Here is a 23,461-nt window from a genome sequence, read left to right on the forward strand (position 1 = left end):
TCTTATTTGCCCCCCTTTTTGGCGACCCGGGCGATGAGTTTGTCGTATTCGGCGGTGTATTCGGGGGCTACCGACCGGTAAAGTTCGCCGATGACAAATTTGCCTTCGAGGTCTTCGGGCTTCATTTTGGACACTGCCTGGACCATGACGGCGCTGTCGCGCTGCCAGGCGAGCATGTCGGCGGCGGTGCCCATTTTGTTTTTGCGGCCGTAGGATATGGGGCACTGGGTGATGGCGTCGATGACGGAGAAGCCTTTGTTTTCGATGCCTTTGACGACCAGGTCGGTGAGGAGCTGGGCGTGGAAGGCGGTGCCGCGGGCAACGTAGGTGGCGCCGGCGGCGATGGCGAGGGCGGCGATATCGAAGGACCGCTCGATGTGACCGAAGGGAGCGGTGGTGGCTTTGGCGTTCATGGGGGTGAGGGGCGAATACTGGCCGCCGGTCATGCCGTAGATGTTGTTGTTGAAGATAACGGTGGTGAGGTCGACGTTGCGGCGGGCGGCATGGATGAAGTGGTTGCCGCCGATGGCGGTGGAGTCGCCGTCGCCGGTGAGGACGATGACGTTGAGCTCGGGCTTGGCGAGCTTGATGCCGGTGGCGAAGGTGAGGGCGCGGCCGTGGGCGGTGTGGACGGTGTTGAAGTTCATGTAGCCGGAGGCGCGCGACGAGCAGCCGATGCCTGAGACGATAACGGTTTTCTTCTGGTCGAGGCCGAGTTTATCGATGGCCCTTAATATGGCGGCGAGGAGTATGCCGTTGCCGCAGCCGGGGCACCAGATGTGAGGCAGCGCCGACTTGCGGAGATATTTTTCGATGCCGGCCATTATTTGCCACCTCCTGCCGTGATGATGGGATTCAAGATTTCTTCCGGCCGGAAGAGTTCGCCGTCGTAGCGGGTGAGGGAGACGACTTTCTCTCTGGGCACGTAGCGCTCGATTTCGCCGACGAGCTGGCCGTAGTTGAGTTCGGGAACGATTACCGTTTTCGCCTTGGCGGCCGCTTTGGCGACGACCTCGCCGGGGAAGGGCCAGATGGTGACGAGGGTGAGGAGGCCGGCCTTGACGCCTTTGGCGCGGGCTTCCTTGACGGCGGCTATGGCCGCGCGGGTGGTGCCGCCGTAGGCGATGACGAGGACTTCGGCGTCGTCGGTATAGTCTTGGTGGTAGATGGTTATTTCGTCCCTGGCCCGCTCGATTTTGGTGTGCAGGCGGTCGATGAGTTCGGTGGTGAGGGCGTTGTTCTGGGAGGGCATGCCCTTGTAGTCGTGGACGAGGCCGGTGACGTGGTAGTAGTAGCCTTCGCCGAAGTCGGCCATCGGCGCTACGCCGTCAGCTTCGGGTTTGAAAGCCTGATAGTCTTCGGGCGGACCGGCGGGACGCTTGCGGTCGATGACTTCGACGTCGCCGGATTCGGGCAGTACGACTGTCTCGCGCATGTGGCCGACGACTTCGTCGAGGAGCAGGATTACAGGGGTGCGGAATTTTTCGGCAAAGTTGAAGGCTTTGACGGTAATGTCGAATGTTTCGCGTACCGAGGTGGGGCTGAGGGCGATGACGCCCCGGTCGCCGTGGCTGCCCCAGCGGGCCTGCATGACGTCGCCCTGGGCCGGCGAGGTGGGTTTGCCGGTGCTGGGACCGAGCCGTTGGACGTTGACGATGACACAGGGGATTTCCGCCATGGAGGCGTAGCCGATGAGCTCTTGTTTGAGGGAGAAGCCGGGGCCGCTGGTGGCGGTGATGGCCTTGGCGCCGGTGAGGGCCGCGCCGCAGACGGCGCCCATGCTGGCGATCTCGTCTTCCATCTGGATGAATTTGCCGCCGAATTTGGGCAGCATTTCGGCGAGGATTTCGGCAACTTCGGTGCTGGGAGTGATGGGGTAACCGGCGAAGAAGGTGACGCCGGCCGCCAGCGCTCCTACGGCGCAGGCCTGGTTGCCCTGCATGAGTTGTGCTTTAGCCATTGCTTTCCACCTTCCCGGGTTTGATTACTTTGATGGCAAGGTCCGGACAGCGCAGTTCGCACTGGCCGCAGGCGATGCACTTGTCGGGGTCGGTGACGTAAATCTTGCCTTTGTCGTCGAGGGCGAGGATCTTTTTGGGGCAGAAGGCCACGCATATTCCGCAACCTTTGCAGTATTTCTGGGTGATATCCAGTGCCACGTCAACACCTCCTGAAATTATGGGCCGGAAGCCGGTCCTGATGCCATATATGTACCATTAGCCTTTGTCGCCGGCCGTGAGGAATATTCCCGGCGCTGCACCGGCCAACAGGGAAATGCGGCCGATGTTCAGGCGAGTAATGTATACAAAAAACATCGGTTCTATGTATACATGGCCCCAAGCACACCCATAGCCGGGCATCTCTACCCGGCTATGACCAGCAACATTGCTACGGCTTACAAGCTATTATATGTTTGTATCTATGTCCTTCGCTGCCGGTTCGGGTTTTCCTGCCAAGACTACAAGAAAATTCCCCAGGCGTCGAAATACTACAACTTGAGAATCGGGACGGCGGCGGCGACGCATGTTTTGTGAGTATTGTATACAAAATACTTCGCCGCGCGCCGCATGCACCGGAGCAAGGCCATAGCCGGGCGTGTGCCCGGCTATGCGCAAGCTTCCTTGTGGTGGCTATTCGGCGGTTTTTTCTTTTTTGGCGCCGAGGCCGAGTTTTTTGCGTTTTAAGTACTGGAAGACCATCAGCGCGCCGAGAACGCTAGCGCCGATCGCGTCGGTATAAAGACCGGGATCGATCAGCATCAGGCCGCCGAGGAAGAAGAGTATCCTTATCGGCATGCTGGCCGGGGCGAGGAAGTAACCGATCATCGCCGCGCTCAGGCCGACCATGCCGAACAGGGCGGTGCAGGTGCTCCACAGGACGGTTATGGGAGTGGCGTTGATCATCAGCAGGGTCGGGGACAGCACGAAGATGTACGGCACGACGAAGGCGGCGATGGCTAGTTTTGAGGCGTTGATGCCGGTGCGCATCGGGTTGCTGCCGGCGATGCCAGCCCCGGCGAAGGCCGCGAGTGCTACCGGCGGGGTGACGTCGGCGATGATGCCGAAGTAGAAGGCGAACATGTGGGCCGCCAGTACCGGCACACCCATCTGCAGGAGCGCCGGGGCGGCGATGGTGGAGGTGATGACATAGTTGGCGGTCGTAGGAACGCCCATGCCGAGGATGAGCGAGGTGATCATGGTGAAGAACATGGCGGGCAGAAGCTTGCCGCCGGCCAGTTCGAGCAGCGCCGAGGCGAGCTTGAGGCCAACGCCGGTTTTGGTGACGACGCCGATGATGATGCCGGCGGTGGCGCAGGCGATGAGGACGCCGAGAACCGCTTTTGCGCCTTTCTCCAGGCCGAGTATGACGTCCTTGACGCTGATGCGGGTGGATTTGCGCAGGCTGGAGGCGCCGATAGCCAGCAGGATGGCCCAGAGGGCGGCCCGCATCGGCGTGTAGCCGGCGATGAGGAGGTATACGATGACGATGAGCGGAATGGCAAGGTGACCGCGAGCGAAGAGGAGTTCACTGAATTTCGGCAGTTCGCTGCGGGGGATGCCCTGCAGACCGTGTTTTTTCGCCTCGAGGTGAACGCCGATCCAGACGCCGCTGTAGTAGAGCAGCGCCGGGATGACGGCGGCGGCGACGACCTCGATGTAGGGGATGCCGATGAATTCGGCCATGAGGAAGGCGGCTGCGCCCATGACCGGCGGCATGAGCTGACCGCCGGTGGAGGCGGTGGCTTCGACCGCGCCGGCGAATTCGGGCTTGTAGCCGAGTTTCTTCATCATCGGGATGGTGAAGCTGCCGGTACCGACGACGTTGGCGACCGAGCTGCCGGAGACGGTGCCCATGAGGCCGCTCGAGAGTACGGCGACCTTGGCCGGGCCGCCGCTGGCCCAACCGGCTACGGCGTTGGCGATGTCGATGAAGAATTTGCCAAGGCCGGTTGCTTCAAGGTAGGAGCCGAACAGGATGAAAAGGAAGATGAAGGTGGATGAAACGCCCAGCGGGATACCGAAGATGCCTTCGGTGGTGTAGAAGAGGTGGTCGATGAGCTCGCCGACGCCCACGCCCCGGTGGGCCAGGATGGCCGGCATGTAGGGACCGGCGAAGGCGTAAACGAGGAAACCGGTCGCTACAATGACCATCGGCCAACCGACAGCCCGTCTGGCGGCCTCCATGACGACGAACAAGCCGAGGACGCCGACGACGATGTCAAGGGTGGTGGGCATGGCGGCCCGGCCGACGAGCTCCTCATAGAAGATGACGATGTAAAGCGGCGCGGCGCCCCCCACAATCGCCAGCACGAAGTCGAGCGGGTGGACCTTGTCTCTTGACCAGCTGCGGAAGGTCGGGTAGAGGAGAAAGATGAGAACAAGGCCGAAACTAAGGTGAATCGCGCGCTGCAGTGCTGCGTCCAGCACTCCGAAGACCGCTGTGTAGAGCTGGAACAGCGAGAAACAGATGGCGATGGCCATGACGATTTTCGCCATCAGGCCTTTCAGGTTTCGCGTGTCGGATTCCCGGTCGTATTTTGCCAGTACTTCTTCAGCGGTAAGGGTTTTTCTCTCCAAGTTAAGCCGCCTCCTTTCAATGAATGAATGAATGATCAGTCGTTACGAAACCAACGGTAATAGTACGGCTTGACCCTAATGGTGACGAAAGCGCCTCCCTCGTGGAGGGCGTGCAGAGGGACAACCCGGTTATCCGCCTCCAGTACGAGTCCCGCTTCCCGTCCTGCATGAACAGCCACTTTGTCGAAGCGGCGGCCGATGCCGGAGAGGACGAAGTTATTGCCTTGCCTTTCAAACCGGCCTTCACCGGGCAGGAAAGGAAGCCCTACCCCGTAAGTTTGATAGACGGTTGAGTCAAGGACCAGTTCGTCGACGGCCTGGATGACGAAGTTTTCTACCACAGGCGTCTTTTGCACTGAGTGGGTGTATTTTAAGCTAAAAGTATCTCCCTTGCTGACGGGGATAGTCATCGTCTTTCCCTGGTCTGTTTCGATGAACAGGCAGAGCCGCGTCGTCAGAAACAGGCCGACTATCAAGCCCACAACCAAACAGGAGATGCCCAGCAAGGTTTTCGCCCTGACACCGGCTATCCGGCCATTCGCGCGTTTAAACATTTGACAGCTCCAGTCTTGCCAGAAAAAGCCGGGAATCGGCAGACCCGATCCCCGGCACGCAAACTATTGGTGTCGACCCGTCGAGAGGTTTATTTCTCTTTGAAGAACTTTTCAGCGCCGGCATGCAGTTTGATGGACATGCCGTTCTGGGAGGTCGCCTTGGTGATGCTCTTGCCTACGGCGTGGGCAGCCTTGATGCGGTCGAGGTTGCCATAGATAGCTTTGGTGACGGCGTAAACGTCGTCGGCGCTCATTTTGTCGGCGACGACGAGCATGGCCTGAACGGCAACGGCGTCAGCAGCGGCGGCCTGGCCCTGGTAGGTGTTGGCGGGGATTTGAACCTTGGTGTAGAAGGGATATTTCTTGATCAGGGAGTCGGCTTTGGCAGCCTCGATGGGAACGAGAACGATCTTGTTCTGGACGGCGATATCCTGGATGGCGGCGGTGGGGTGGCCGGCGGTTACGAAGGCCACGTCGACGTTGCCGTCTTTCAGGCCGCTGGCGGCTTCACCGAAGGACAGGTACTGAACTTTGATGTCGTTGTAGGTAATGCCGTACTGCTCGAGGATCTGGCGGGCGTTGGCCTCGGTGCCCGATCCGCGGGCGCCGACGGCGACGCGCTTGCCTTTAAGGTCGGCGATCGATTTGATGCCGGCTTTTTCAAGGGCGACGATCTGGATGGTTTCCGGATAAAGGGTGGCGATACCCTTGAAGTTGTCGACTTTCTTGTCCTTGAACATTTCGGTGCCGTTTACGGCATAGAAGGCGATGTCGTTCTGGATAAGCGCCAGGTCAACCTTGCCGTCTTTCAGCATGTTGACGTTGGCTACGGAAGCCCCGGTACTCTGGGCGCTGGCGTTGGCGCCAGGAACGTTTTTGTTGATGATTTCCGCCATGGCGCCGCCCAGCGGGAAGTAGGTGCCCGCCGTGCCGCCGGTGGCGATGTTGATGAATTTCTGAGCGGCCGGTTTAGCCTGTTCCTTCTTGGCGTCGCCGCCGCCGCATCCGGCGATCAGACCGGCAACCATAAGCACAACAACAAGGATCGCGAGAGTCTTTTTCATTTTTTCCCCTCCTCAGTAGATTTGTGGATAACACATTAGCTTTTCGCTGTGAAACGGAGTTTTCCTGCTGGTCCGGGTAAGCCCGTCAGCGGAAAAAGCTCCCTTTTGCCCAACAATACAAAATGATTCAAAAAAAATCATAATCCTTCCGGCGCAAACAAAAATAATTACAACAACTGCTTTACACCGTTTTTCAGGCGCAAAGCAGTTAACTTTGACATGCCTGTGCGTCGTTCAGGCGAATATCAGTGCTCCGGGGGAAGTGCGCCGCGTTTGTGGACGTAGTACATCAACGCCAGCCAGACGATAAACCCCGGCCCGGCGACGATCGGGTTGAGTAACAGACAAAAAATGAAGCCTATGATTATCGGCCAGAGACTGATACGGACAAGTTCCATGCTTTCACCTCCGCCCGGTCCGCAATTTGTTAGTATTATGGCCTCAAGCCGGCCATAATAAACCACTGCGTTGGGCGCGGGGCGGGAAAAATGGTATAATGGTCGTGTGATTTAGAGACGACGGAAAGGACGTGCGCTATGGAGAATCTCAATACAGGCTGGAGCATCAAACTTGCCCGCACATTATGGTTCAATACTTACCGTGCTCTCGTGGAGGACGCCGCCGGCGAATATGTGGCAACTCTCAGGCTTATCCCCTCCATCCCCCTCGACCGCGACAGCGTCCCCGCCGACGCTCCGGAGGTCGATCCGTATGTGCTGGTGGTGGTGGAGGACGCGGTGTTTTCCGAAGAGGAACTGATCAGTTTCGAGGGATCGGTCGCCGGCCTGCTGCTGGAAAGGATGGCCCAGCCCGATTTCAACCCCGCCTTCTGCCAGTTCGCCTATCCGTCGGCGCCGCGGGGCGCAGGTCCGCAAGTCATGGAGCTGGGCAGCTAAGATATTGCCTGCAAACATAAAAAGAGTGCCGTAAATGGCACTCTTTTTATGTTATCTATTCTCGTTGGTTTATCAACGTCCGCCCTCTTTTTTGTACACGGCTATACGGTCGAATTGAGCGATCTTTGTATACCCCGGCAGCGGCGCCCCTCCCCTCCCGACAAGGAGGTAAACCGCCGGCCGGCCGGCGGTGCGGGCGGCGAAGGCGGCGGTCATTTCGGTGGGCATGGTGTGTTTGCCGGCCCAAACGCTTTCGCGGGGAGCGGCGGTTTCGACAAGGCGCGGGATGGCGTAGCCGCTGTAGAATACGGCGGAGGTGTGATAGTCGCCGCTGGCGCCGACGACGGCCCCTTGCGCGGGCAGGGCGACGGCGGCTTCTTTGGCGGAGCGGGACGCGGCCATTGGGACGAGCACCTGATAGATGACCAGCAGGCTGACGGCGACGACGGCGGCTCCCACGGCCAGCGGCTGGAGGAAGGCTTCGCCCCTGTAGCCCAGCCATAATACTGCGGCAACGCCGGCAACGGCGGCCAGTTGGAGCGGCCACCAATCAGCTTCCGGCAGCCATGCCCCGCCGACGGCGAAAACAGCCAGCAGCAGCGCCGCCGGCAGGGAAAGCCACAGCAGGGCTCGCGGACGCACTGTCCGCATGTCCGCCAGTTCCCTCGCCACGAGGATGGCGGCGGGGAAAAGGGCGGGAAATACATAGGTAAGGTATTTAGTAGCCATCAGGCTGTAGAAGACGATGAAAACGCCTATCCATACGGCCAGAAAGGCGAAGTGCGGCCGCTTCCGGCCTGCCCCGAGGGCGCGGAGGAAAACCCCTGTCCAGGGGAGCAGGCTGACCGGAAAAAGGACGAGGTAGTAGTAGAAGACGTTGTCCTGGGGATGCTCGGAGACGGTGGCGCGGAGGTAGTTGTGGAGACCGAGGAAGGTGTCGACGAAGTCGCGGCCGTGGGCTAAATACATCGCGAGGTACCAGGGGGCGGCCACGGCGAGGAAGATGGCGGCGCCCGAGAATATCCGCAGCCGCAGGAAAAGCTCCCAGCGGCGCGACAGAACGAGGTGCATGAAGACGACGAGCGCAGGCATGACGAGGCCGACAGGGCCCTTGGTAAGGACGGACAGCCCGGCAGCGGCGTAGGCGGGGATGAACCAGCCTCTCCCCTCCCCTTTCAGCCCCAGGTAAAAAGAGGCCAGGCTGACGCTGCCGAAAAAGAACAGGACGGCATCGGTGATGACCATCCTGGCGATTACCCAGAATTCCAGCGAGGTGCCCAGGACGACGGCGGCGAGGAGGCCGATCCGGCTGCTGCCGTATAGGCGGGCGGCAAACCAGCTGACAAAGCCGACACTGGCGGCGCTGAAGAGGGCGGCCGGAAAGCGGGCCGCGAACTCGCCCACGCCGAAGACGGCGTAGCTGGCGGCGACGAGCCAGTAGATCATGGCGGGCTTGTCGAACCAGTACTGGCCGTAGATGCGGGGTGAAAGCCAGTCGCCGCTGAGGAGCATTTCTTTGGCGGTGAGGGCGTAGTTGGATTCCACCGGGTCGGTTATGGGGATGAGGCCGTTAAGCGGCAGGAAAACCGCCAGGGCGGCCAGGAAGACGATCAGGGGCATGGCCAGATCCTTTCTATCACTGCTTGACGATCAGCAGCTTTTCGTGAGCGGTCGCCACGACTTGCAGCTTCTGCTTTTCGGCGTCGCCGAGCCATTCCCAGTCGGCCGGACGGACGACGAAGTATGCCTTGCCGGGAACTTTCCAGTCGTCGGGCTTCAGCTCCGTGCCGTAGACGCCGGCGTAGAAGGAGAAGCCGGGACGGAGGAATTTGACGACATATACGGGCGATTTTCCGTCGTAGTTGGCGGTGAAGGCCTGGGCGATGTCGCGGGCGTGAAAGGCGGGCGCGGCCGGGGGGAAGAGCAGCGACATGAGGACGACTACGAAGACGGCCATGCCGGCTACTTGCAGCCAGAAGGCCCGCTCATTTTCCCGCCTGGCGACGAAATACCATGTGCCGAGGATCATGGCGGCGAAAACGGCGGCGGTGAGGTAGGCGCCCGTCAGGAGGTCGGGCATAGCTTTATTGGCGCCGTATACCGCGCCGGCGGCAAACAGTCCGCCGAAGACGGTGAGCAGGAGCGGCCAGGCGAAGGGGCGGGCGTTCCGCCGCCTGTCGATAAGGCGGTCGATGTACCAGCCGACAATCATGGCGAGCGGCGGATACATGGGCAGGATATACGATACGAGCTTGGTGCGCGAGGCGGTGAAGAACAGGAAGATGAAGGCCGCCCAGATTATGAGAAACAGCAGGGGCCGGCCGTGCTGCGGGCGGCTGTCGGTAAGGGCCGCCCATACTGCCTGGATCATGACCGCCGTCCAGGGCAGGAAACCGAGGATGAGAACGGGGATGAAGTAGTACCACAGCACCCCTTCGGGATGCTCGGGGCTTGTGAAGCGGACAATGTTATGGAAGCCGAGGAAGGTATCGACGAACGCGTTGCCGTGGATGGCGTACATCGCTATGTACCAGGGCAGGCCGAACAGGGCGAAGAGGACAACCCCGGCCGGTATTTTCATCTCTCTTAGCAGGGAGAAGCTGCGGGTCAACAGCATGTAGATGAAGATGATGGCGCCGGGGAAGAGGAAGCCAACCGGCCCCTTGGTGACGGTGGCCAGTCCGGCGCAGATGTAAAACAGGTAGTAGCGCTTTTCGAGGAAGGCGAGCAACGCTACCGTCAGGAAGAAGTTAAGGGTGATGTCGGTTACGGCCGCCTTGCCGAGGTAAAAGTATTCGATGCTGGTGACAAGGATGAGGGCGCTTGCCAGGCCGGCGCGGGCGCCGAATATGCGCGATGAGGCGAAATAGACGTAGAGGGCGCCAAGAATGGCGAGCACGGCCGAGGGGAAGCGGGCGGCGAATTCGTTGACGCCGAACAGCTTGAAGGAGGCGGCCACGAGCCAGTAGTACATCGGCGGCTTGTCGTACCAATATTCGCCGTAGATGCGCGGCGATACGAAGTCGCTGTGGTTGAGCATCTCCTTGGCGGTTTCGGCGTACACGGGCTCGTCCGGGTCGAGCAGCGGTATGCCGCCAAGATTAAAGAACATGACGAAGGCCGCGATTAGGATGATGAGGATCGTGCCGAAACTTGTTCTGTCCGTCATAGTTACCTCCGTGAATTAGGATGACGGGTCGCCCGCCAGCGAGCGGTAGGTGTCGGCCAGGCCGTCCAGGAGTGACGTCTGTGGCCGCCAGGACAAGGCGTTTACGGCGGCGCGGTTGTCGAGACAGGAGCGGTAGATGTCCCCTTCCCGCGGCGGATGGCGGCGGATGGCCGTTTCCCGCCCGGACACTTTCGCCAGCAAGGCGGCCAACTCGCTGACGCTGGTTTCCGTCCCGGTGCTAATATTATACACGGCGTTGGCGGCCGGCGATACGAGGGCCCGCCAGTTTGCCTCGGCGACGTCGCCGGCGTAGACGAAATCCCGCGTCTGGCCGCCGTCGCCGAAGATGTCGAGCGGTTGGCCGGCGGCGAGCCGCCGGGTAAAGATGCTGACAACCCCGCCTTCGCCGGCGTCGCCCTGCCGCTCGCCGTATACGTTGGCGTAACGGAGGATTACATAATCGAGGGCGAATATCTCGCGGTACAACCGAAGATAGTTTTCTGCCGTGACTTTGCTGAGCCCGTAAAAAGAGAAGGGCGCCACGGGCGTGTTCTCGGGGATGGGGACGACGTCGGCCGCGCCGTATGCGGCGGCGGTGGAGGCGAATACCACCCTTTTGACGCCGGTGGTGCGGGCGGCTTCAAGGACGTTGACGGTGCCCTGGACGTTGACGGCGCAGTCGAACGCCGGGGCGGCCAACGATTTGGGCACAGCCGTCTGGGCTGCGAGGTGGATGACGAAGTCGAACCGTTCGGCGGCAAACAGCGGACCGAGATCGTCCTTGGCGATGTCCAGCCTGACAAGCCGCGCGGCGGGATTGACGTTGGCCGCCAGACCTGTGCTGAGGTCGTCGACGACGACGACGGCGCAGTTTTTTCCCAGCAGGTTGTCGACGATGTGGGAGCCGATGAAGCCGGCCCCGCCGGTAACGAGTACTTTCACGGGAGCCCTCCTAATTTGTGCTTCGATTGCTTGAGTATCTTCACGAGGCCGTTCAGAAGGCTTCAGATGCAAGGCGCACCGGAGGCTGACACCGGAAGCGTACACGAACGTACGCTGAGGATGTCAGCCGAGGAGCAACGCCGCAGATGGAGTCTTATGGGCGGCCTCCCTTTTTCGGCTGGTCGAAGAGGAAATCCTGGCCAAACACCTTTACCGTATAATAAAACCCGATGGAGAAAGGCAGATACTCGGCGGCGATCCGCCAGGCTACGGCGAGGATGCCGACCGTGCCCGGCGGCAGGAGTTCGCCGAAGAGGACGACGAACCCGCCTTCGGCTATGCCGGAGCCACCTGGGGTGGGCGCGAAGTAGAGCAGGATGTTGAGGAAAATCATGCGTCCCATGACGATGGGCCAGTCGACCGCAGCTCCGAGGCCGAGGAAAAGGACGGGAACGACAGCGTAAAGAGCGATGAGGCTGGCGGCCGATTCGGCGAATACCCTGAGCATGCTTAAAGGCGCGCTGAGCAGCAGGAAAACGGCGCCGCGGGTATCGCGGTAAAGGCCGAATATCTGGTGGCGGCGACTCCGTCCGGTACGGCGCGTGAGACGCTTGAGCACCTTGAGGGAGACCGGCGACCGCAGGAACCATACGCCGGCGGCGCTGGCCAGCACCATGGCGCCGCTGACGGCGACGAGGATCTGCGGCGGTATCCAGGGCAGCAGGCCGGGGTCGTAGGCAAATACGAGCGGCAGGCAGACGAAGAGGAACATGATGGACATGATGGTGCGGATGAGGACGACGACGGTGGCGATGCCGGTGGGAACGCCGGCGCGCCGCAGGAACATGACCTGGGCCACCGCCCCGCCCGTCGCTCCCGGGGTGAGGAGGGCGGCAAAGTAGTTGCTGAATATAACCTGCACCGCCTGGATGAGGGTTATCCGCTGGCCGGCGATATGCACGAGATGGAGCAGCCTTGTCCCGTCGAAGTACATACCGATGCCGATGAGGATGACTACCGCTGCGAGCGACCACGGGCGGAAGGCGCCCAGGTTGCTGAGGGTATCGATGTCGACGGTGAAGTAGATGACGGCCGCGGATATGCCGCCGACGAGCAAGATGAGCAGGGCGAGACGCCGGTAAAATTTATTCATGGGCGAGCTCGCGGAAGGAGATCGGTTTTATACCGTTGGTCTCCAGGCGGCGCCTGGTTTCGGGGCTGGTGAGGGCGGCCAGTTCGTCCTGCCACCGGTAGCCCCAGCCGTACAGCGCCCCCAACGCGGCGGCGTCGTCGCCGGGATGGACCATTATTTCGCTGATGCCGTCCGGCAGGCGGTCGAGGATGGTTAGCAGGTATTCCTGGCGCATGTTGCCGCCGGCGAGCATGCCGAAGAAGTGGTCGGGAACGGCTAAGCCACGGCGCTTTGCTTTGCTGCGGGCCAGGGACGCCAGCGAGGAAAGACCGAAGCGGCCGATGAAGCGGCCGGCGGTGTAGGGAAAGCCGCCGGAAAAAAAGCGCGGTTCGGCCGGGATGCGCAGGGCTTTGACGCCGAACTGGTCTGCCAGGTCGAGGACGATGTCGATGATGCCCGGCAGGACGTGCAGGTGCTGATGGCTATCGAGGTGGGTGATTTTCACGCCGGCGGCGGCGGCTTTGGCCACCTGGGCGGTCAGCTCGACGCGTATTTCGTCCCTGCTGACGCGGCCGCGCAGGTACCGGGCCAGGAAGGCCGGGTACTGGGCGGGAAGGCGCCCGTCGCCGTCCACCAGGGTCGGAATGGCGTCAGGATCGGCCACCGGCCTCTCACCCACCAGCGTGAGGTGGACGCCCGTGCCGAGGGTCGGGTGGCGTTCGGCTAAAAGAGCGGCGTCGGCAAAGGCGGCCGCGCCGGGCATTATTGAGGTGCTGGTTATGCAGCCGCCTGTGTGGCCGGCGATGATGGCCCTGTTTACCGACGGGTGGAGGCCGAAGTCGTCGGCGTTTACGATGAGCAGTTTCATTGGCGGACCCTTTCCCTGTCGCGGTTACGTTCCTATTGTTTACCGGCGGGGCGATATTCTTCCCGGTTTGCCGGCGGGCGGCGCTTGCCCTAATTTTCCAGGTATTCCGGCTGTCGGGCAGTCAATACTAAATTTGTACCCCAGCATATTACAAGGAGGTTTCTCTGTGGACAAGAAGAATCAACAGTCCAAGTCGCAATTCGGCACAATGACCGCCAAGCAGGACGCCAACCAGGATTATACGTCCTCGTCCAAGGGCGGGGCTGCCAGCGGAGCAATGGGCGGCAGCGCCAGCGGAGCCGGCACCATGACCGCTCAGTTCGACGCGAACAACGACTACGGCGGCGGTGGCGGCAAGAGCGGCAACCAAAACCAGTCGGGTCAGCAGAAGGTGAAAACTTCGGATAAGAATATCAAGTGATTATCGAGTTAAAGGGAGCCTGAGAAAGGCTCCCTTTCCTTGTCTCATCAAACGGTGCGGGCCAACAGGGCGCCCAGTCTGGCTATGCCTGAGGCGATCTCTTCTTCGCCGGTGTTGGCAAAGCTCAGGCGGAAGGTGTTGTGGCCGCCGCCGTCGGTATGGAAGGGCGTGCCCGGCACAAAGGCGACCTTTTCCTCGTCGATGGCCTTGGCCAGCAGATCACGCGCGTCGATGCCCGTCGGCAGGGTGACCCATATGAACATGCCGCCCTCCGGCTGCGTCCAGGAGACTTTGCCGGGGAAGTAGGCGGCCAGAGCGGCCAGCATGGCGTCGCGCTGGCGGCGGTACTGTCCGATGATGGTGGCGATGTGGGCGTCGAGATCGTTGTCGGTGAGAAAACGGTGGAGCGCCCGCTGGGTCAGGGAGTTAGTGAGGATGTCGTTGAGCTGTTTGGCGGCCGTTACCTTTGCCGCTATCTCGGGGTGGGCGACAAACCAGCCTACGCGCAGGCCGGGGGCGATGACTTTGGAGAAGGTGCCGGTATACATGGCCCAATCGCTGTCGGCGAGGCTTTTGATCGATGGGATGTCGGACCCGCCGAAACGGAGCTCGCCGTAAGGGTTGTCTTCCAGGAGGAGGATTTCGTGGCTGGCGGCAAGCTCGCCGAGGCGGCGGCGCCTTTCCAGGCTCAGGGTTATGCCGGTCGGATTCTGAAAGGTGGGGTTGACGTAGATGAATTTCGGCCGCACCTTTTTGAGCTGGCGGGCCAGAGCGTCGACGTCCATGCCGTCGTTGTCCATGGGCACGGGGAGAAAGGTGGCCTGATAGCTGCGGAAAGGCTGCAGAGCGGCCAGGTAGGCTGGGTTTTCGACGGCGATGAGGTCGCTGGGGTTGAGCAGCAGGCGGCCGATGAAATCGATGGCCTGTTGTGAGCCGCTGGTGATGACGATGTTTTCGGGTTTGCAGGCGATGCCGGTGCGCTCGAGACGCCGCGCCAGCAGTTCGCGCAGCGGCGGGTAACCTTCGGCCAGACTGTATTGAAGGGCTGCCCCCCCATGCTCGGCGAGCACGGCGGTATACGCAGCCGCCAGGCGGTCGACGGGGAAGGTCTTGGCGGACGGCAGTCCGCCGGCGAAGGAGATTATATCGGTGCGTTGGGTTATTTTGAGCATCATTTTCACGGCAGGATCTTCCATTGTGGCTACGCGGTCGGCCCAGTCAATTTTCATGCGGATTCCTCCCCTGGACGTGTTATTTCTATAGTTTTCCCAAGAGCGGGCGCCGCCGCGACCGGCGGGCCGTCAGCCTTGTCTCGTATTCTTCGACAAGGCTGATCTCGGCGGGAGATAATTCGTAGATTTTGTAGACCATCTGGTTGAAGAGGTCGTCCATGGCGGCGGCGCGGGTTTCGGCGCCGCTGTCGCCTTCCCGGCGCCGACGGATGAGGGTGGTCATTATCCTGACAAGCTCGGGGGCGCGGGCGCTGGCCTCCTGATGGACTTTGACCGGCAGGAGTTCGAGGGTGTCGATGTCGGTCTGGGCCATCGACCGCCCGTACTCCATCGTTACGGCGTGATAGTAAAACGACATCAGCCGGGAGTTTAGGAGCAGCAGCAGGTAGTCGAGCGTGACGGCGCCGTTGGTGGCGACGAAGCTGTGGAGGTTGTTGAGGTGGTAGTAGCCGTTGTCGTCGAGGCAAGCGGTGATGGTGTACCCGGTCTGACGGATGAGGATTTTGCGGCCGCCGACGATGGCGGGGTCCCAGCCGCCTTTGTAAAGCCGCGCCGGGTCGATGTTGAGCCAGTGGCCCTCGTAGGTTAAGCCGTAACGCTCGATCTGGCTGCCGGATACCAGCCCGCGCCGCCAGGTTGGCCCGCCGCACTCCTGGCCGATAATGTCGCTCTGCTTGGAGACGGAGCGGACGCCGGTATGTCCTGATGAAAAATTTGCCAGCGGTTCGTTGCTATTATCTATTTTATCAATCAGGTTTTTGACCGTCAAATCGGAAAACAGGCGGAAGCGCTGATGGGGAAGCGCGGCGAAATAGCTCTGGGCGTAGGAACACCCGGCCGTGCCGTCCCTGAGGTCGTCTTTGCTGTCGACATGGTGGACGGTGACCGTTTGCCGGTCGCGGCCGGCCGGGTCGCTTTCCCGTCTGAGGATGCTGATCGCCGACATGCCGACGGCGGCATTTTTAAACACCGGCAGGGCGATGTGGACCATTGTTTCGATGGCGGTATGATCCATAATGTAGCGGCGGATCTTCGAGTAGTAGCGGCCGAGGAGAAAGCTGTCGGGGAGGATGAATCCCAGCCTCCCCCCTTCCACGAGCATTTCGATGCCCCGTTCGAGGAAGAGGACGTAGTAGCTGAGTTTGTATTCGGCGGAAGCGCTGAACGCGCTGCGCAGGTAGGCTTCGTAGTCGCGGTCGAGGCGCCGCGCGCCCCGCAGGCCGAAGGACAGATAGGGCGGGTTGCCGACGACGTAGTCGTAGCGGGACGACCAGAAGGCCCGGTCGCCAACTGCACCCTGCTCCGGGCGGCGAAGGCTGTCGCAGACGAGGATGTTGGGAGTCAGGCCGCCGCTGGCCGCCGGCCTTTTGAGCAGCAGCCCGGCGGCCGCTGTCTCGGCGGCGAGGGCGTCGATGTCGGCGCCCCACAGGTTGTGGGTGATAATGTGGCGGTGGATGCCGTCGTCCGACCAGTCCTTGTCGGGGAAGCGCTCCGCCAGTACGCCGCGAGCGGCGGAATATTTGGCCTGGAGAAGATCGTAGGCGCGCAGCAGGAAGTTGCCGCAGCCGCAGGCGGGGTCGAGGATCTTGATGTGCGGGTTGGCGACGACGTCGGCCTTGACCGCCGTGCCGGCGAGGATGAAGTCGACCACCTGCGGGGCTGTATAGAAAAGGCCCTGAGCCCTGCGGCCGAGGGCGAGCTTTTCGTAAAGTTCGCCGAGCAGCCAGGCGTCACGGGGCAAGGTGCACAGCCAGCGGGAGACGATGGCGTGGATGCGGTCGGGTATCTCGGTTTCGCCGACGGACAGCAGGCCGCGGGCGGCGTCGGGCAGGGTGCGGGCGCCCGTCGCCTGGGCGGCGACGGCCTCCGGGGTGGTTTCGCCGCGCAGAACGGCGACAAGCATGGTCAAGAGGCCCCGCTCGGCCTCGAGGCCCTGGGCAGCCAGCCAGCTTTTCAGTTCTTGACACTCCGCCAGAAAGTGCTTCCAGTTCATGCCGCACTCCCCGTGACCGTATTTCGCACTCCTGGTAATGTATATTCAAAAGCTCGCTTCAATAAGCGCGCCGCGGCCGATTTAAAAGTGCCAGATGCAAGGCGGACCGGAGGATGACTAGCGACGGCGTACTTGGTTGCGTACGCCGAGCAGTCAGCCGAGGACCAACGCCGCAGATGGCCTTTTAAAGCGGACGCTAACTTTTCGCCACAAACTCTATGTGGGAGGCGTAGGCGCTATGGTTGTGTATCGACTCATAATTCTCGCACTCTACCTCGAACCAGGCCACTCCGTCAAGCGCCCTGAGCGCCAGGACCAGATCCCGGAGAACATCTTCGACGAACTTGGGGTTTTCGTACGCAAGCTCGGTGAGGTACTTTTCGTCGTCGCGCTTGAGGAGGGAATATACGGGGGCGCTGGCCTGAGCTTCCATGAGGGCGGCCAGGTCTTCGATCCAGACGAAGCGGCCGGGCTGGAACCTGACCTTGACCCGCATGAGGCCACGCTGGTTGTGGGCTCCGTAGGAAGAAATCTCCTTACTGCAGGGGCAGAGGGAGGTGAAGGGGACGGTGAGTCCGAGGACAAAATCGAGGTGATCGCCCTGCTGGAGGCTGCCGGCAAAGAGGCAGTCGTAGTCGAGCAGGCTTTTCATGCCGCTGACTGGCGCGGTTTTTTCGATGAAGTACTTGAAGGCGATGTCGATGCTGGCCCGCCTGGCTTCGAGCCGGCTGGCGAGATCGTTGAGGATGGCTTCCATCTCCCGGTAGGATACCGGTTTCTGGCTCCAGTCGCTGAGCACTTCGATGAACCTGCTCATGTGGGTGCCTTTGTACTCCTTGGGCAGATCGACGGTCAGCTTGATGTTCGCGAGCACCGACTGGAAGGAGCCGCTTTTGAGTTTGATGAGGAACGGCAGATGGACTTCGCTCACGCCAACCTTCTGGATGGCGATGCCCCGTTCGTCGGCCAGGTTCTGTACGTCTTTCATTGTTTCACTCCGTTTTCATTACGGCCTTATTTCGCGTAGGGTATCGGGTCTTGCACGCCGGCTTCGGCGAAGCCTTTCAGGCGCAGCACACAGCTGTCGCACTTGCCGCAGGCCTCTTCCCCGCCCGCGTAGCAGCTGGTGGTGAGGTGCAGGGGCGCACCGAGTTTGACGCCGAGGAGGACGATGTCCTTTTTGGCCAGATCGATAAGCGGCGTTTCCACCGCGATGCGGCGTCCGTCTTGGACGGCCGCTTTTGTGCTGTAATCGGCGAGCTGCTGGAAAAGCCGCACGAATTCCGGCCGGCAGTCCGGGTAACCGGAGTAGTCTAAAGCGTTGACGCCGATGTAGATGCGGTCGGCGCCGCCGACCTCGGCGTAGCCAAGTGCGTAGCTGAGGAATATCAGGTTGCGGGCGGGCACGTAGGTGGAGGGGATGTCTTTGCGGGCTGCGTCGCCTTCGGGAACGGCGATGGCCGTGTCGGTGAGGGCGCTGCCGCCGATGGCGGCCATGTTGGTCGATATGACCAGGTGGCGCTTTACGCCATAGTGATCCGCGACCCGGCGGGCGCTTGCCAGTTCACGGCTGTGGCGCTGTTGATAGTCGAAGCTGATGGGCAACAGTTCGCAGCCGGCGGCTGCGGCCACCGCCATGCAGACGGTGGAATCGAGGCCGCCGGAAAGCAGGACGACCGCTTTCATGTCGGAAACACTCCTCTTGGCAGTTGTAGGGTTATTATATGGCTGCCCCCGTCCATGCTATGCGAGCAGGCGGCGGAGACGAAGGGAGGCTGTTCTTAAAAACAGCCTCCGATGCCGAGGGATTATGTTTTTCGCCGGGATGTCAGGTTCTTAACACTTTGATGATGCTCAGGTCTTTTTTGCTCTCAAGGTCGATAAATTCGCCGCTGTCGTCGCGGACCACCGGTCGGGCGGAGATGAACTTGCCCAGGTAAACGACCTCCGCTTCCCGTCCGTCGCTTAAGAGAACGATGTTGCCGATAAAGTAGTCGCGGACGTTGTTAAGAAAAACGGTGCAGATATTGGGGTCGAGTTTGTCGTACATGTCGAGCATCAGGGCTTCCACCGCCGCGAACGGGGTCGCTTTCTTGCTGTAGACTTTGTCGGAGGTTATGGCGTCGTAGATGTCGACGACAGCTATTACCTTGGCGAAGGGGTGTATTTTGGCGCCGGATACCTGGATGGGGTAGCCGCTGCCGTCCTCGCGCTCGTGATGCTGGAGGATAGCGTACATGACTGAGGCCGGGAGGCCGAGTTCCTTGACGAGATTGTACCCTCTGGTTGTATGGAGGCGCATTATCTCCATTTCGGCCGGACTGAGTTTCCCCGGCTTGCGGAGTATTTCGAGCGGGATCTGCGTCTTGCCGATATCGTGCAGCAGGCCGGCCAGTACGAGGTCTTTTAGCTCTTCGCCGCGATATCCCAGCCAGCGGCCGACGACTCCGCAGAGCACGGCCACGTCGATGGAGTGATGAAAGGTATAATCGTCCTGGCGCTGCACCGCCTGGAGATGGTTGAGTATGCCGGAGGTGTTGATGAAGGGTTCGATGGCGCTGTCGGTCAGTTCCCGTATTTCTTTGAGCGGTACTTGTTTGAAGAAGCGGATGGTTTCGAATGATCTTTTCAGGGCGCCGACAGTGTCGTTATACACGCTGGAAACAGCCACCTGAGCTTCGGACAGAGGTTGCGGTTCTTTCTCCGCACCGTCGACCACATGGCGGATGTCGACGACCGACACTCCCCAGCCTTTCAGCCGCTGGATAAGGTTAGGGGTAAGGACGGTACCCTCGCCGAGCGCGAATTTATCGTTGTCGGTGATGAGGCTCCCCGCCAACTCCATGCCGGGCTTGACTTCGTCAATCCGGTACCGTTTGGTGATTACCCGGATCATTCATACTCCCCTTTTCGCGGATATAGCGAAAATACCGGAATGTCAGAAAATGATTACACGCATTTGTCATGTATTTTGACATTTTCCGCGAATTTCCTGCATTGGGAGGCAAATACATGCGCTGTTTTGAATATTTTGCGCATTTTTCCGGGTTTGGCTGCGACGATTACTGCGGACCCCCTTTGCCGAGGGCCTCGCGGGCGAGTTTGTCGGCCATTTCGTTGCCTGCGACGCCTGCATGCCCCGGCACCTTGTTGAAAGCTACCCACGGCAGGTGCGGGCGGATATAGCTGGCGTAAGCCTGGGTGAATTTGTTGTTCGCTTTCCAGTCGCCGAGCGCCCAGGCGGCGATGCCGACATAGTCGTGGTGGATGGTGAGCGGCTTGGCGCCGTTGTCGTGGGCCCATTTTACCGCCCGCATGGTGGCGGACAGTTCGCCGGCGACATTGTGGATGGCCGCCGCGGCGTCGTTTTCGCCGGCGCCTTTGTCGGTGAAGACGATTTCCCCGCCGCGGTAGACGACGAAGGCCCAGCCGTAGCGGTTGTCTTCTTTACGGTAGGTGCCGTCGACGTAGATGTCGTAGCCGTCTCCGGACGGCGCTGGCTCGTTCTGCGCCGGTTCGCCGGCGGGCGGCCGGCCGGCGAGATAGTCGCGGGCTTGCTGTTCGGTGGGAAAGGATTTGTACTCCGCCCCCGGGAATCGCTCGACCTGCTGCTTGCATTTCTCCCAGGTCAGGTACACGCCCGGTTGCCGGCCCGCTCTGACGGCGTAATATTTTACTTTCGGCGCCACTGACTCACCTCCGTGTATTCAGTCCCGCGCGGTCACTGTTGTGCGTCGCCGTCCGTCCGTCCATAAAGGGGCCAGGCGAGCGACAAGGCTTTCTGCCAGACGATCTTGAGCGGCAGGCCGTGTTCGACGGCTATTTTGCGGCAGTCTTCGAATTCGGGGGCGGCGTTGGCGATCTGGCCTTTTACCGCGCCTATCTTGACCCGCACCTGTCCCCAGGGAGTTTCCACGGCAACCATCTGCCGTTCGGCTTCCAGACGGCTGACCGGATAGTAGCGCATGCCGATGGTGGTGGTTTCGGCGAGGATGAGGGCGGCGGCGGCCGGGAAGACGGTACTGTCGGCGAGGACGGACAGTGTTGTGGCCGACCGGCCTTTCTTCATTATTATGGGTGTCAGCCAGACGTCGCGGGCTCCGGCGGCGAAGAGCCGGTCCATGACATGGGGGTATAACTGGGGATTTAGGTCGTCGATGTTGGCCTCGATAACGAAGTATTCGGCCTGCTCCTGCGCGACAGCCAACTTGCCGAGCAATGCCCTGACGACATTAGGCGCTTCGAGATCCCACGAGCCGGCGCCGTAGCCGATGGCATCGCTGACGAACCCGTCCGGCACCCCGCCGCTGCCTGCCGAGAATTCGGCCACGAGCGCGGCGCCGGTGGGAGTGACGAGTTCTTTGGCGATGTCGCCATGTTCCCACGCGATGCCGTGGAGAAGTTCGGCGGTGGCCGGAGCGGGGACGGGCATACGGCCGTGGCTGCATTTGACGAAGCCGCTGCCTGTCCTGAGTTTGGAGGTGTAGACGCGTTCGATACCCAGCCAGTTAAGGCCGAGAACGCTGCCGACGATGTCGACGATGGTGTCGACGGCGCCAACTTCGTGGAAGTGGACTTTATCGACGGTGGTGCCGTGAACCTTGGCTTCCGCTTCGGCCAGGCGCAGGAAAACTTTTTTCGCGCCTTCCTTGACGGCGCCGGGAAGGTCGGAGTCGTCGATGATGGCGTTGATGTCAGGCAGGTGGCGGTGCCGGCGCTGCTCGAAGAAGCCGGTCTTGACGTCGAGATAGGTGGCGGCGATGCCTTGTTTTTCGACCTTCTTTATGACGAGTTCGTAGCCTGAGACGGGCAGCTTGGCTAATTCCCGGCGCAGGTAATCTTCCGGCAGGCCGAGGTCGAGGAGGGCGCCGAGAAACATGTTGCCGCTGATGCCGCTGAAACAGTCAAGGTATAGGGTACGCACGGTGTCACCTCATTTTGTTGATGATACTGGCGAGTCGTCCGGCGCCGAAGCCGTTGTCGATATTGACGACGGCCACGCCGGCGGCGCAGCTGTTGAGCATGGCGAGGAGGGCGGCGATGCCGCCGAAGTTGGCGCCGTAGCCGACACTGGTAGGCACGGCGATGACCGGCTTGGCGACCATGCCGCCGACTACGCTGGCCAGCGCTCCCTCCATGCCGGCGACGACGATTATGACGTTGGCCTTCTCGATGGTCTGGCGCTGGGCAAGCAGCCTGTGGATGCCGGCTACACCGACGTCGAATACGCGGGTAACTTTGTTGCCCATTATCTCGGCGGTGAGGGCCGCTTCCTCGGCGACGGGGATGTCGCTGGTGCCGGCGGTCATGACGAGTATAACCCGGTCCTCGTCGACGACGACTTCCTCCTGGCGGACAACGATCATGCGGGCGAGCTCGTGGTAGCAGGCGGCAGGCACAAGGGCGCGGGTCGCCTCGTACATTTCGGGGGTGGCCCGGCTGGCGATGACGTTGCCGTTGACCTGCGCCAGGCGCTCGACGATGGCGGCGACCTGACCGGGTGTCTTGCCCTGGGCGAAGACAACTTCCGGGAAGCCCTGACGAAGCATGCGGTGGTGGTCAATTTTCACGAAGTCGAGATCTTCGTAAGGGAGGTCTTTAAACTTTTCGAGGGCTGCCTCCATCGAAAGCCGGCCGTCCCGAAAATCGGCGAGTATGGCTGCGACCGTTTTGTTGTCCATGTTACACCTCATCAAGGTTAAGCGTTTCGTTCATGCTTCCGGTGCGATAGCCGGCAAGGTCGAGGGCCACGAAGGTAAAGCCAAGGGCCTTGATGGCCGCGGTGACGGCGGCGGCATTGTCGGGGGCGGCCAGGACGGCGAAGGCCGCGGAGGCGACTTCTATGCGAGCCAGATCGCCGTGGTGGCGGACCCGCACCTGACCGTCGACCAGGCGCCGCACGGCGAGTTCGGCCGCTTCCACCTGGCGGAGCCGCTCCTCTGTTACCGGCAGGCCGTAGGCAAGGCGGGAGACGAGGCAGGCGGCGCTGGGCTTGTCCCAGGTAGGCAGCCCCCAGAGGCGGGACACGGCCCGGATTTCGTCTTTCGTGAGCCCTGCGTCGAGCAGCGGGCTGACGACCGCGGGCAGTTCGGCGACGGCTTTCATGCCCGGACGATAGTCGCCGCTGTCGTCGGCGTTCGTTCCCTCGGCCACCCAGGCGATACCGTTGTCCTTCGCCCACGCCGCCAAGGCGGCGAAGCGGCTTTTTTTGCAGTAATAACAGCGCTCGCGGTCGTTGGCGGTAAAGGCCTGGTCGGACAATTCGGCGCTGTCCAGCCAGCTGTGCCTGATGCCGAGAGCGTTCGCGAAGGCGGCAGCGTCGTTTAGCTCTGCGGCCGAAGAGGTGGCCGACCGGGCTGTTACGAGGATCACCTTCCCGCCCAGCGCTCTTTTAGCCGCCGCCGCCAGGAATGTGCTGTCGACGCCGCCGGAAAAGGCAACCGCCACGCTTCCCAGACGGCCGAGCATTTCTTCCAGCAGGCTTACTTTTTCCTCGGTTGTCACTAAAATACCTCCTGCCAGTGCCAATAAAAAAGACATAGCTATTCCAGTGCGGAATTCTATGTCTTCATGACACGCTTTCGAGCTATATTCTACCATATCCCGCCTAATG

General features: G+C 61.2%; 22 protein-coding genes and 1 pseudogene. 2 read left to right on the top strand and 21 right to left on the bottom strand.

Annotated elements, in window-relative coordinates; all coding sequences use genetic code 11:
- Positions 1 to 2: 2 nt before the first annotated feature.
- The 7 genes from RIN56_04005 to RIN56_04035 all read right to left on the bottom strand — a co-directional run bounded on the left by RIN56_04005 (position 3) and on the right by RIN56_04035 (position 6,593).
- On the bottom strand, positions 3 to 824 hold the full coding sequence (locus RIN56_04005; GenBank protein MDR7865956.1) for a thiamine pyrophosphate-dependent enzyme: 822 nt from the start codon (positions 822 to 824) through the stop codon (positions 3 to 5).
- Complete coding sequence (locus tag RIN56_04010; protein ID MDR7865957.1) at positions 824 to 1,960, bottom strand: 2-oxoacid:acceptor oxidoreductase subunit alpha; 1,137 nt, start codon at positions 1,958 to 1,960, stop codon at positions 824 to 826. Before RIN56_04010 ends, RIN56_04005 begins: the two co-directional genes overlap by 1 nt.
- Entirely contained in the window at positions 1,953 to 2,159 is a 207-nt protein-coding gene (locus RIN56_04015) for a 4Fe-4S binding protein (GenBank protein ID MDR7865958.1), read from the bottom strand. Before RIN56_04015 ends, RIN56_04010 begins: the two co-directional genes overlap by 8 nt.
- A gap of 471 nt (positions 2,160 to 2,630) precedes the next feature.
- Complete coding sequence (locus tag RIN56_04020; GenBank protein ID MDR7865959.1) at positions 2,631 to 4,577, bottom strand: TRAP transporter permease; 1,947 nt, start codon at positions 4,575 to 4,577, stop codon at positions 2,631 to 2,633.
- A gap of 35 nt (positions 4,578 to 4,612) precedes the next feature.
- Complete coding sequence (locus tag RIN56_04025; protein MDR7865960.1) at positions 4,613 to 5,131, bottom strand: DUF1850 domain-containing protein; 519 nt, start codon at positions 5,129 to 5,131, stop codon at positions 4,613 to 4,615.
- Positions 5,132 to 5,220: 89 nt separating this feature from the next.
- Complete coding sequence (locus RIN56_04030; GenBank protein ID MDR7865961.1) at positions 5,221 to 6,195, bottom strand: TAXI family TRAP transporter solute-binding subunit; 975 nt, start codon at positions 6,193 to 6,195, stop codon at positions 5,221 to 5,223.
- A 245-nt stretch (positions 6,196 to 6,440) separates the two neighbouring features.
- Positions 6,441 to 6,593 carry a hypothetical protein gene (locus tag RIN56_04035; protein MDR7865962.1) on the bottom strand — a complete coding sequence of 51 codons (153 nt, stop codon included), beginning with the start codon at positions 6,591 to 6,593 and terminating at the stop codon, positions 6,441 to 6,443.
- Positions 6,594 to 6,731: 138 nt separating this feature from the next.
- Between RIN56_04035 and RIN56_04040 the strand changes: the two genes are divergently transcribed.
- Positions 6,732 to 7,091, top strand: coding sequence for a hypothetical protein (locus tag RIN56_04040; GenBank protein ID MDR7865963.1), 360 nt, complete (start codon positions 6,732 to 6,734; stop codon positions 7,089 to 7,091).
- 72 nt (positions 7,092 to 7,163) lie between these two features.
- Here RIN56_04040 and RIN56_04045 read toward each other — a convergent pair whose 3' ends face one another.
- The 5 genes from RIN56_04045 to hpnK form a co-directional block, all read right to left on the bottom strand.
- Positions 7,164 to 8,711, bottom strand: a complete 1,548-nt coding sequence (locus RIN56_04045) for a glycosyltransferase family 39 protein (protein MDR7865964.1) — start codon at positions 8,709 to 8,711, stop codon at positions 7,164 to 7,166.
- Positions 8,712 to 8,727: 16 nt separating this feature from the next.
- The gene (locus RIN56_04050) at positions 8,728 to 10,260 is read right to left on the bottom strand and encodes a glycosyltransferase family 39 protein (GenBank protein MDR7865965.1); all 1,533 of its coding nucleotides are present in this window, start codon (positions 10,258 to 10,260) and stop codon (positions 8,728 to 8,730) included.
- Positions 10,261 to 10,275: 15 nt separating this feature from the next.
- The gene (locus RIN56_04055) at positions 10,276 to 11,202 is read right to left on the bottom strand and encodes an NAD-dependent epimerase/dehydratase family protein (GenBank protein ID MDR7865966.1); all 927 of its coding nucleotides are present in this window, start codon (positions 11,200 to 11,202) and stop codon (positions 10,276 to 10,278) included.
- A gap of 154 nt (positions 11,203 to 11,356) precedes the next feature.
- Complete coding sequence (locus tag RIN56_04060) at positions 11,357 to 12,355, bottom strand: lysylphosphatidylglycerol synthase transmembrane domain-containing protein (protein MDR7865967.1); 999 nt, start codon at positions 12,353 to 12,355, stop codon at positions 11,357 to 11,359.
- Complete coding sequence (gene hpnK, locus RIN56_04065) at positions 12,348 to 13,202, bottom strand: hopanoid biosynthesis-associated protein HpnK (protein MDR7865968.1); 855 nt, start codon at positions 13,200 to 13,202, stop codon at positions 12,348 to 12,350. Before hpnK ends, RIN56_04060 begins: the two co-directional genes overlap by 8 nt.
- Before the next feature lie 166 nt (positions 13,203 to 13,368).
- On the opposite strand from hpnK, the gene RIN56_04070 reads away from it, so the two are divergent.
- Complete coding sequence (locus RIN56_04070) at positions 13,369 to 13,623, top strand: hypothetical protein (GenBank protein ID MDR7865969.1); 255 nt, start codon at positions 13,369 to 13,371, stop codon at positions 13,621 to 13,623.
- A 47-nt stretch (positions 13,624 to 13,670) separates the two neighbouring features.
- On the opposite strand, the gene RIN56_04075 is transcribed toward RIN56_04070, so the two are convergent.
- The 9 genes and pseudogenes from RIN56_04075 to larE all read right to left on the bottom strand — a co-directional run bounded on the left by RIN56_04075 (position 13,671) and on the right by larE (position 23,352).
- Complete coding sequence (locus RIN56_04075; protein ID MDR7865970.1) at positions 13,671 to 14,852, bottom strand: PLP-dependent aminotransferase family protein; 1,182 nt, start codon at positions 14,850 to 14,852, stop codon at positions 13,671 to 13,673.
- A gap of 28 nt (positions 14,853 to 14,880) precedes the next feature.
- Positions 14,881 to 16,848: an N-6 DNA methylase gene (locus tag RIN56_04080; GenBank protein MDR7865971.1), complete on the bottom strand. Its 1,968-nt coding sequence runs from the start codon at positions 16,846 to 16,848 to the stop codon at positions 14,881 to 14,883.
- A 196-nt stretch (positions 16,849 to 17,044) separates the two neighbouring features.
- Complete coding sequence (gene folE2, locus RIN56_04085) at positions 17,045 to 17,836, bottom strand: GTP cyclohydrolase FolE2 (protein ID MDR7865972.1); 792 nt, start codon at positions 17,834 to 17,836, stop codon at positions 17,045 to 17,047.
- Between the two features lie 26 nt (positions 17,837 to 17,862).
- Positions 17,863 to 18,546 (bottom strand): annotated as a pseudogene (gene queC / locus RIN56_04090) (7-cyano-7-deazaguanine synthase QueC).
- Positions 18,547 to 18,676: 130 nt separating this feature from the next.
- The gene (locus RIN56_04095; GenBank protein MDR7865973.1) at positions 18,677 to 19,744 is read right to left on the bottom strand and encodes an HD-GYP domain-containing protein; all 1,068 of its coding nucleotides are present in this window, start codon (positions 19,742 to 19,744) and stop codon (positions 18,677 to 18,679) included.
- A gap of 166 nt (positions 19,745 to 19,910) precedes the next feature.
- Positions 19,911 to 20,537 (bottom strand): ribonuclease H family protein, encoded by a 627-nt coding sequence (locus RIN56_04100; GenBank protein ID MDR7865974.1) that lies wholly within the window; start codon positions 20,535 to 20,537, stop codon positions 19,911 to 19,913.
- Positions 20,538 to 20,569: 32 nt separating this feature from the next.
- The gene (gene larC / locus RIN56_04105) at positions 20,570 to 21,772 is read right to left on the bottom strand and encodes a nickel pincer cofactor biosynthesis protein LarC (protein ID MDR7865975.1); all 1,203 of its coding nucleotides are present in this window, start codon (positions 21,770 to 21,772) and stop codon (positions 20,570 to 20,572) included.
- 4 nt (positions 21,773 to 21,776) lie between these two features.
- Positions 21,777 to 22,529, bottom strand: coding sequence for a nickel pincer cofactor biosynthesis protein LarB (gene larB / locus RIN56_04110; GenBank protein ID MDR7865976.1), 753 nt, complete (start codon positions 22,527 to 22,529; stop codon positions 21,777 to 21,779).
- 1 nt (position 22,530) lies between these two features.
- On the bottom strand, positions 22,531 to 23,352 hold the full coding sequence (gene larE / locus RIN56_04115; GenBank protein MDR7865977.1) for an ATP-dependent sacrificial sulfur transferase LarE: 822 nt from the start codon (positions 23,350 to 23,352) through the stop codon (positions 22,531 to 22,533).
- Positions 23,353 to 23,461: the final 109 nt, after the last annotated feature.

The sequence above is a fragment of the Sporomusaceae bacterium genome, assembly GCA_031460455.1.
GTDB lineage: Bacteria > Bacillota > Negativicutes > Sporomusales > UBA7701 > Anaeroselena.

Bases quoted from the DNA above. Each gene is read 5' to 3' on its own strand.
- RIN56_04045 (MDR7865964.1), bottom strand. From the start codon at position 8,711: ATGCCCCTGATCGTCTTCCTGGCCGCCCTGGCGGTTTTCCTGCCGCTT.
- RIN56_04030 (MDR7865961.1), bottom strand. From the start codon at position 6,195: ATGAAAAAGACTCTCGCGATCCTTGTTGTTGTGCTTATGGTTGCCGGT.
- RIN56_04050 (MDR7865965.1), bottom strand. From the start codon at position 10,260: ATGACGGACAGAACAAGTTTCGGCACGATCCTCATCATCCTAATCGCG.
- RIN56_04060 (MDR7865967.1), bottom strand. From the start codon at position 12,355: ATGAATAAATTTTACCGGCGTCTCGCCCTGCTCATCTTGCTCGTCGGC.
- RIN56_04040 (MDR7865963.1), top strand. From the start codon at position 6,732: ATGGAGAATCTCAATACAGGCTGGAGCATCAAACTTGCCCGCACATTA.
- RIN56_04095 (MDR7865973.1), bottom strand. From the start codon at position 19,744: ATGATCCGGGTAATCACCAAACGGTACCGGATTGACGAAGTCAAGCCC.
- RIN56_04005 (MDR7865956.1), bottom strand. From the start codon at position 824: ATGGCCGGCATCGAAAAATATCTCCGCAAGTCGGCGCTGCCTCACATC.
- RIN56_04025 (MDR7865960.1), bottom strand. From the start codon at position 5,131: ATGTTTAAACGCGCGAATGGCCGGATAGCCGGTGTCAGGGCGAAAACC.
- RIN56_04035 (MDR7865962.1), bottom strand. From the start codon at position 6,593: ATGGAACTTGTCCGTATCAGTCTCTGGCCGATAATCATAGGCTTCATT.
- larB (MDR7865976.1), bottom strand. From the start codon at position 22,529: ATGGACAACAAAACGGTCGCAGCCATACTCGCCGATTTTCGGGACGGC.
- folE2 (MDR7865972.1), bottom strand. From the start codon at position 17,836: ATGAAAGACGTACAGAACCTGGCCGACGAACGGGGCATCGCCATCCAG.
- RIN56_04075 (MDR7865970.1), bottom strand. From the start codon at position 14,852: ATGAAAATTGACTGGGCCGACCGCGTAGCCACAATGGAAGATCCTGCC.
- RIN56_04080 (MDR7865971.1), bottom strand. From the start codon at position 16,848: ATGAACTGGAAGCACTTTCTGGCGGAGTGTCAAGAACTGAAAAGCTGG.
- RIN56_04010 (MDR7865957.1), bottom strand. From the start codon at position 1,960: ATGGCTAAAGCACAACTCATGCAGGGCAACCAGGCCTGCGCCGTAGGA.
- hpnK (MDR7865968.1), bottom strand. From the start codon at position 13,202: ATGAAACTGCTCATCGTAAACGCCGACGACTTCGGCCTCCACCCGTCG.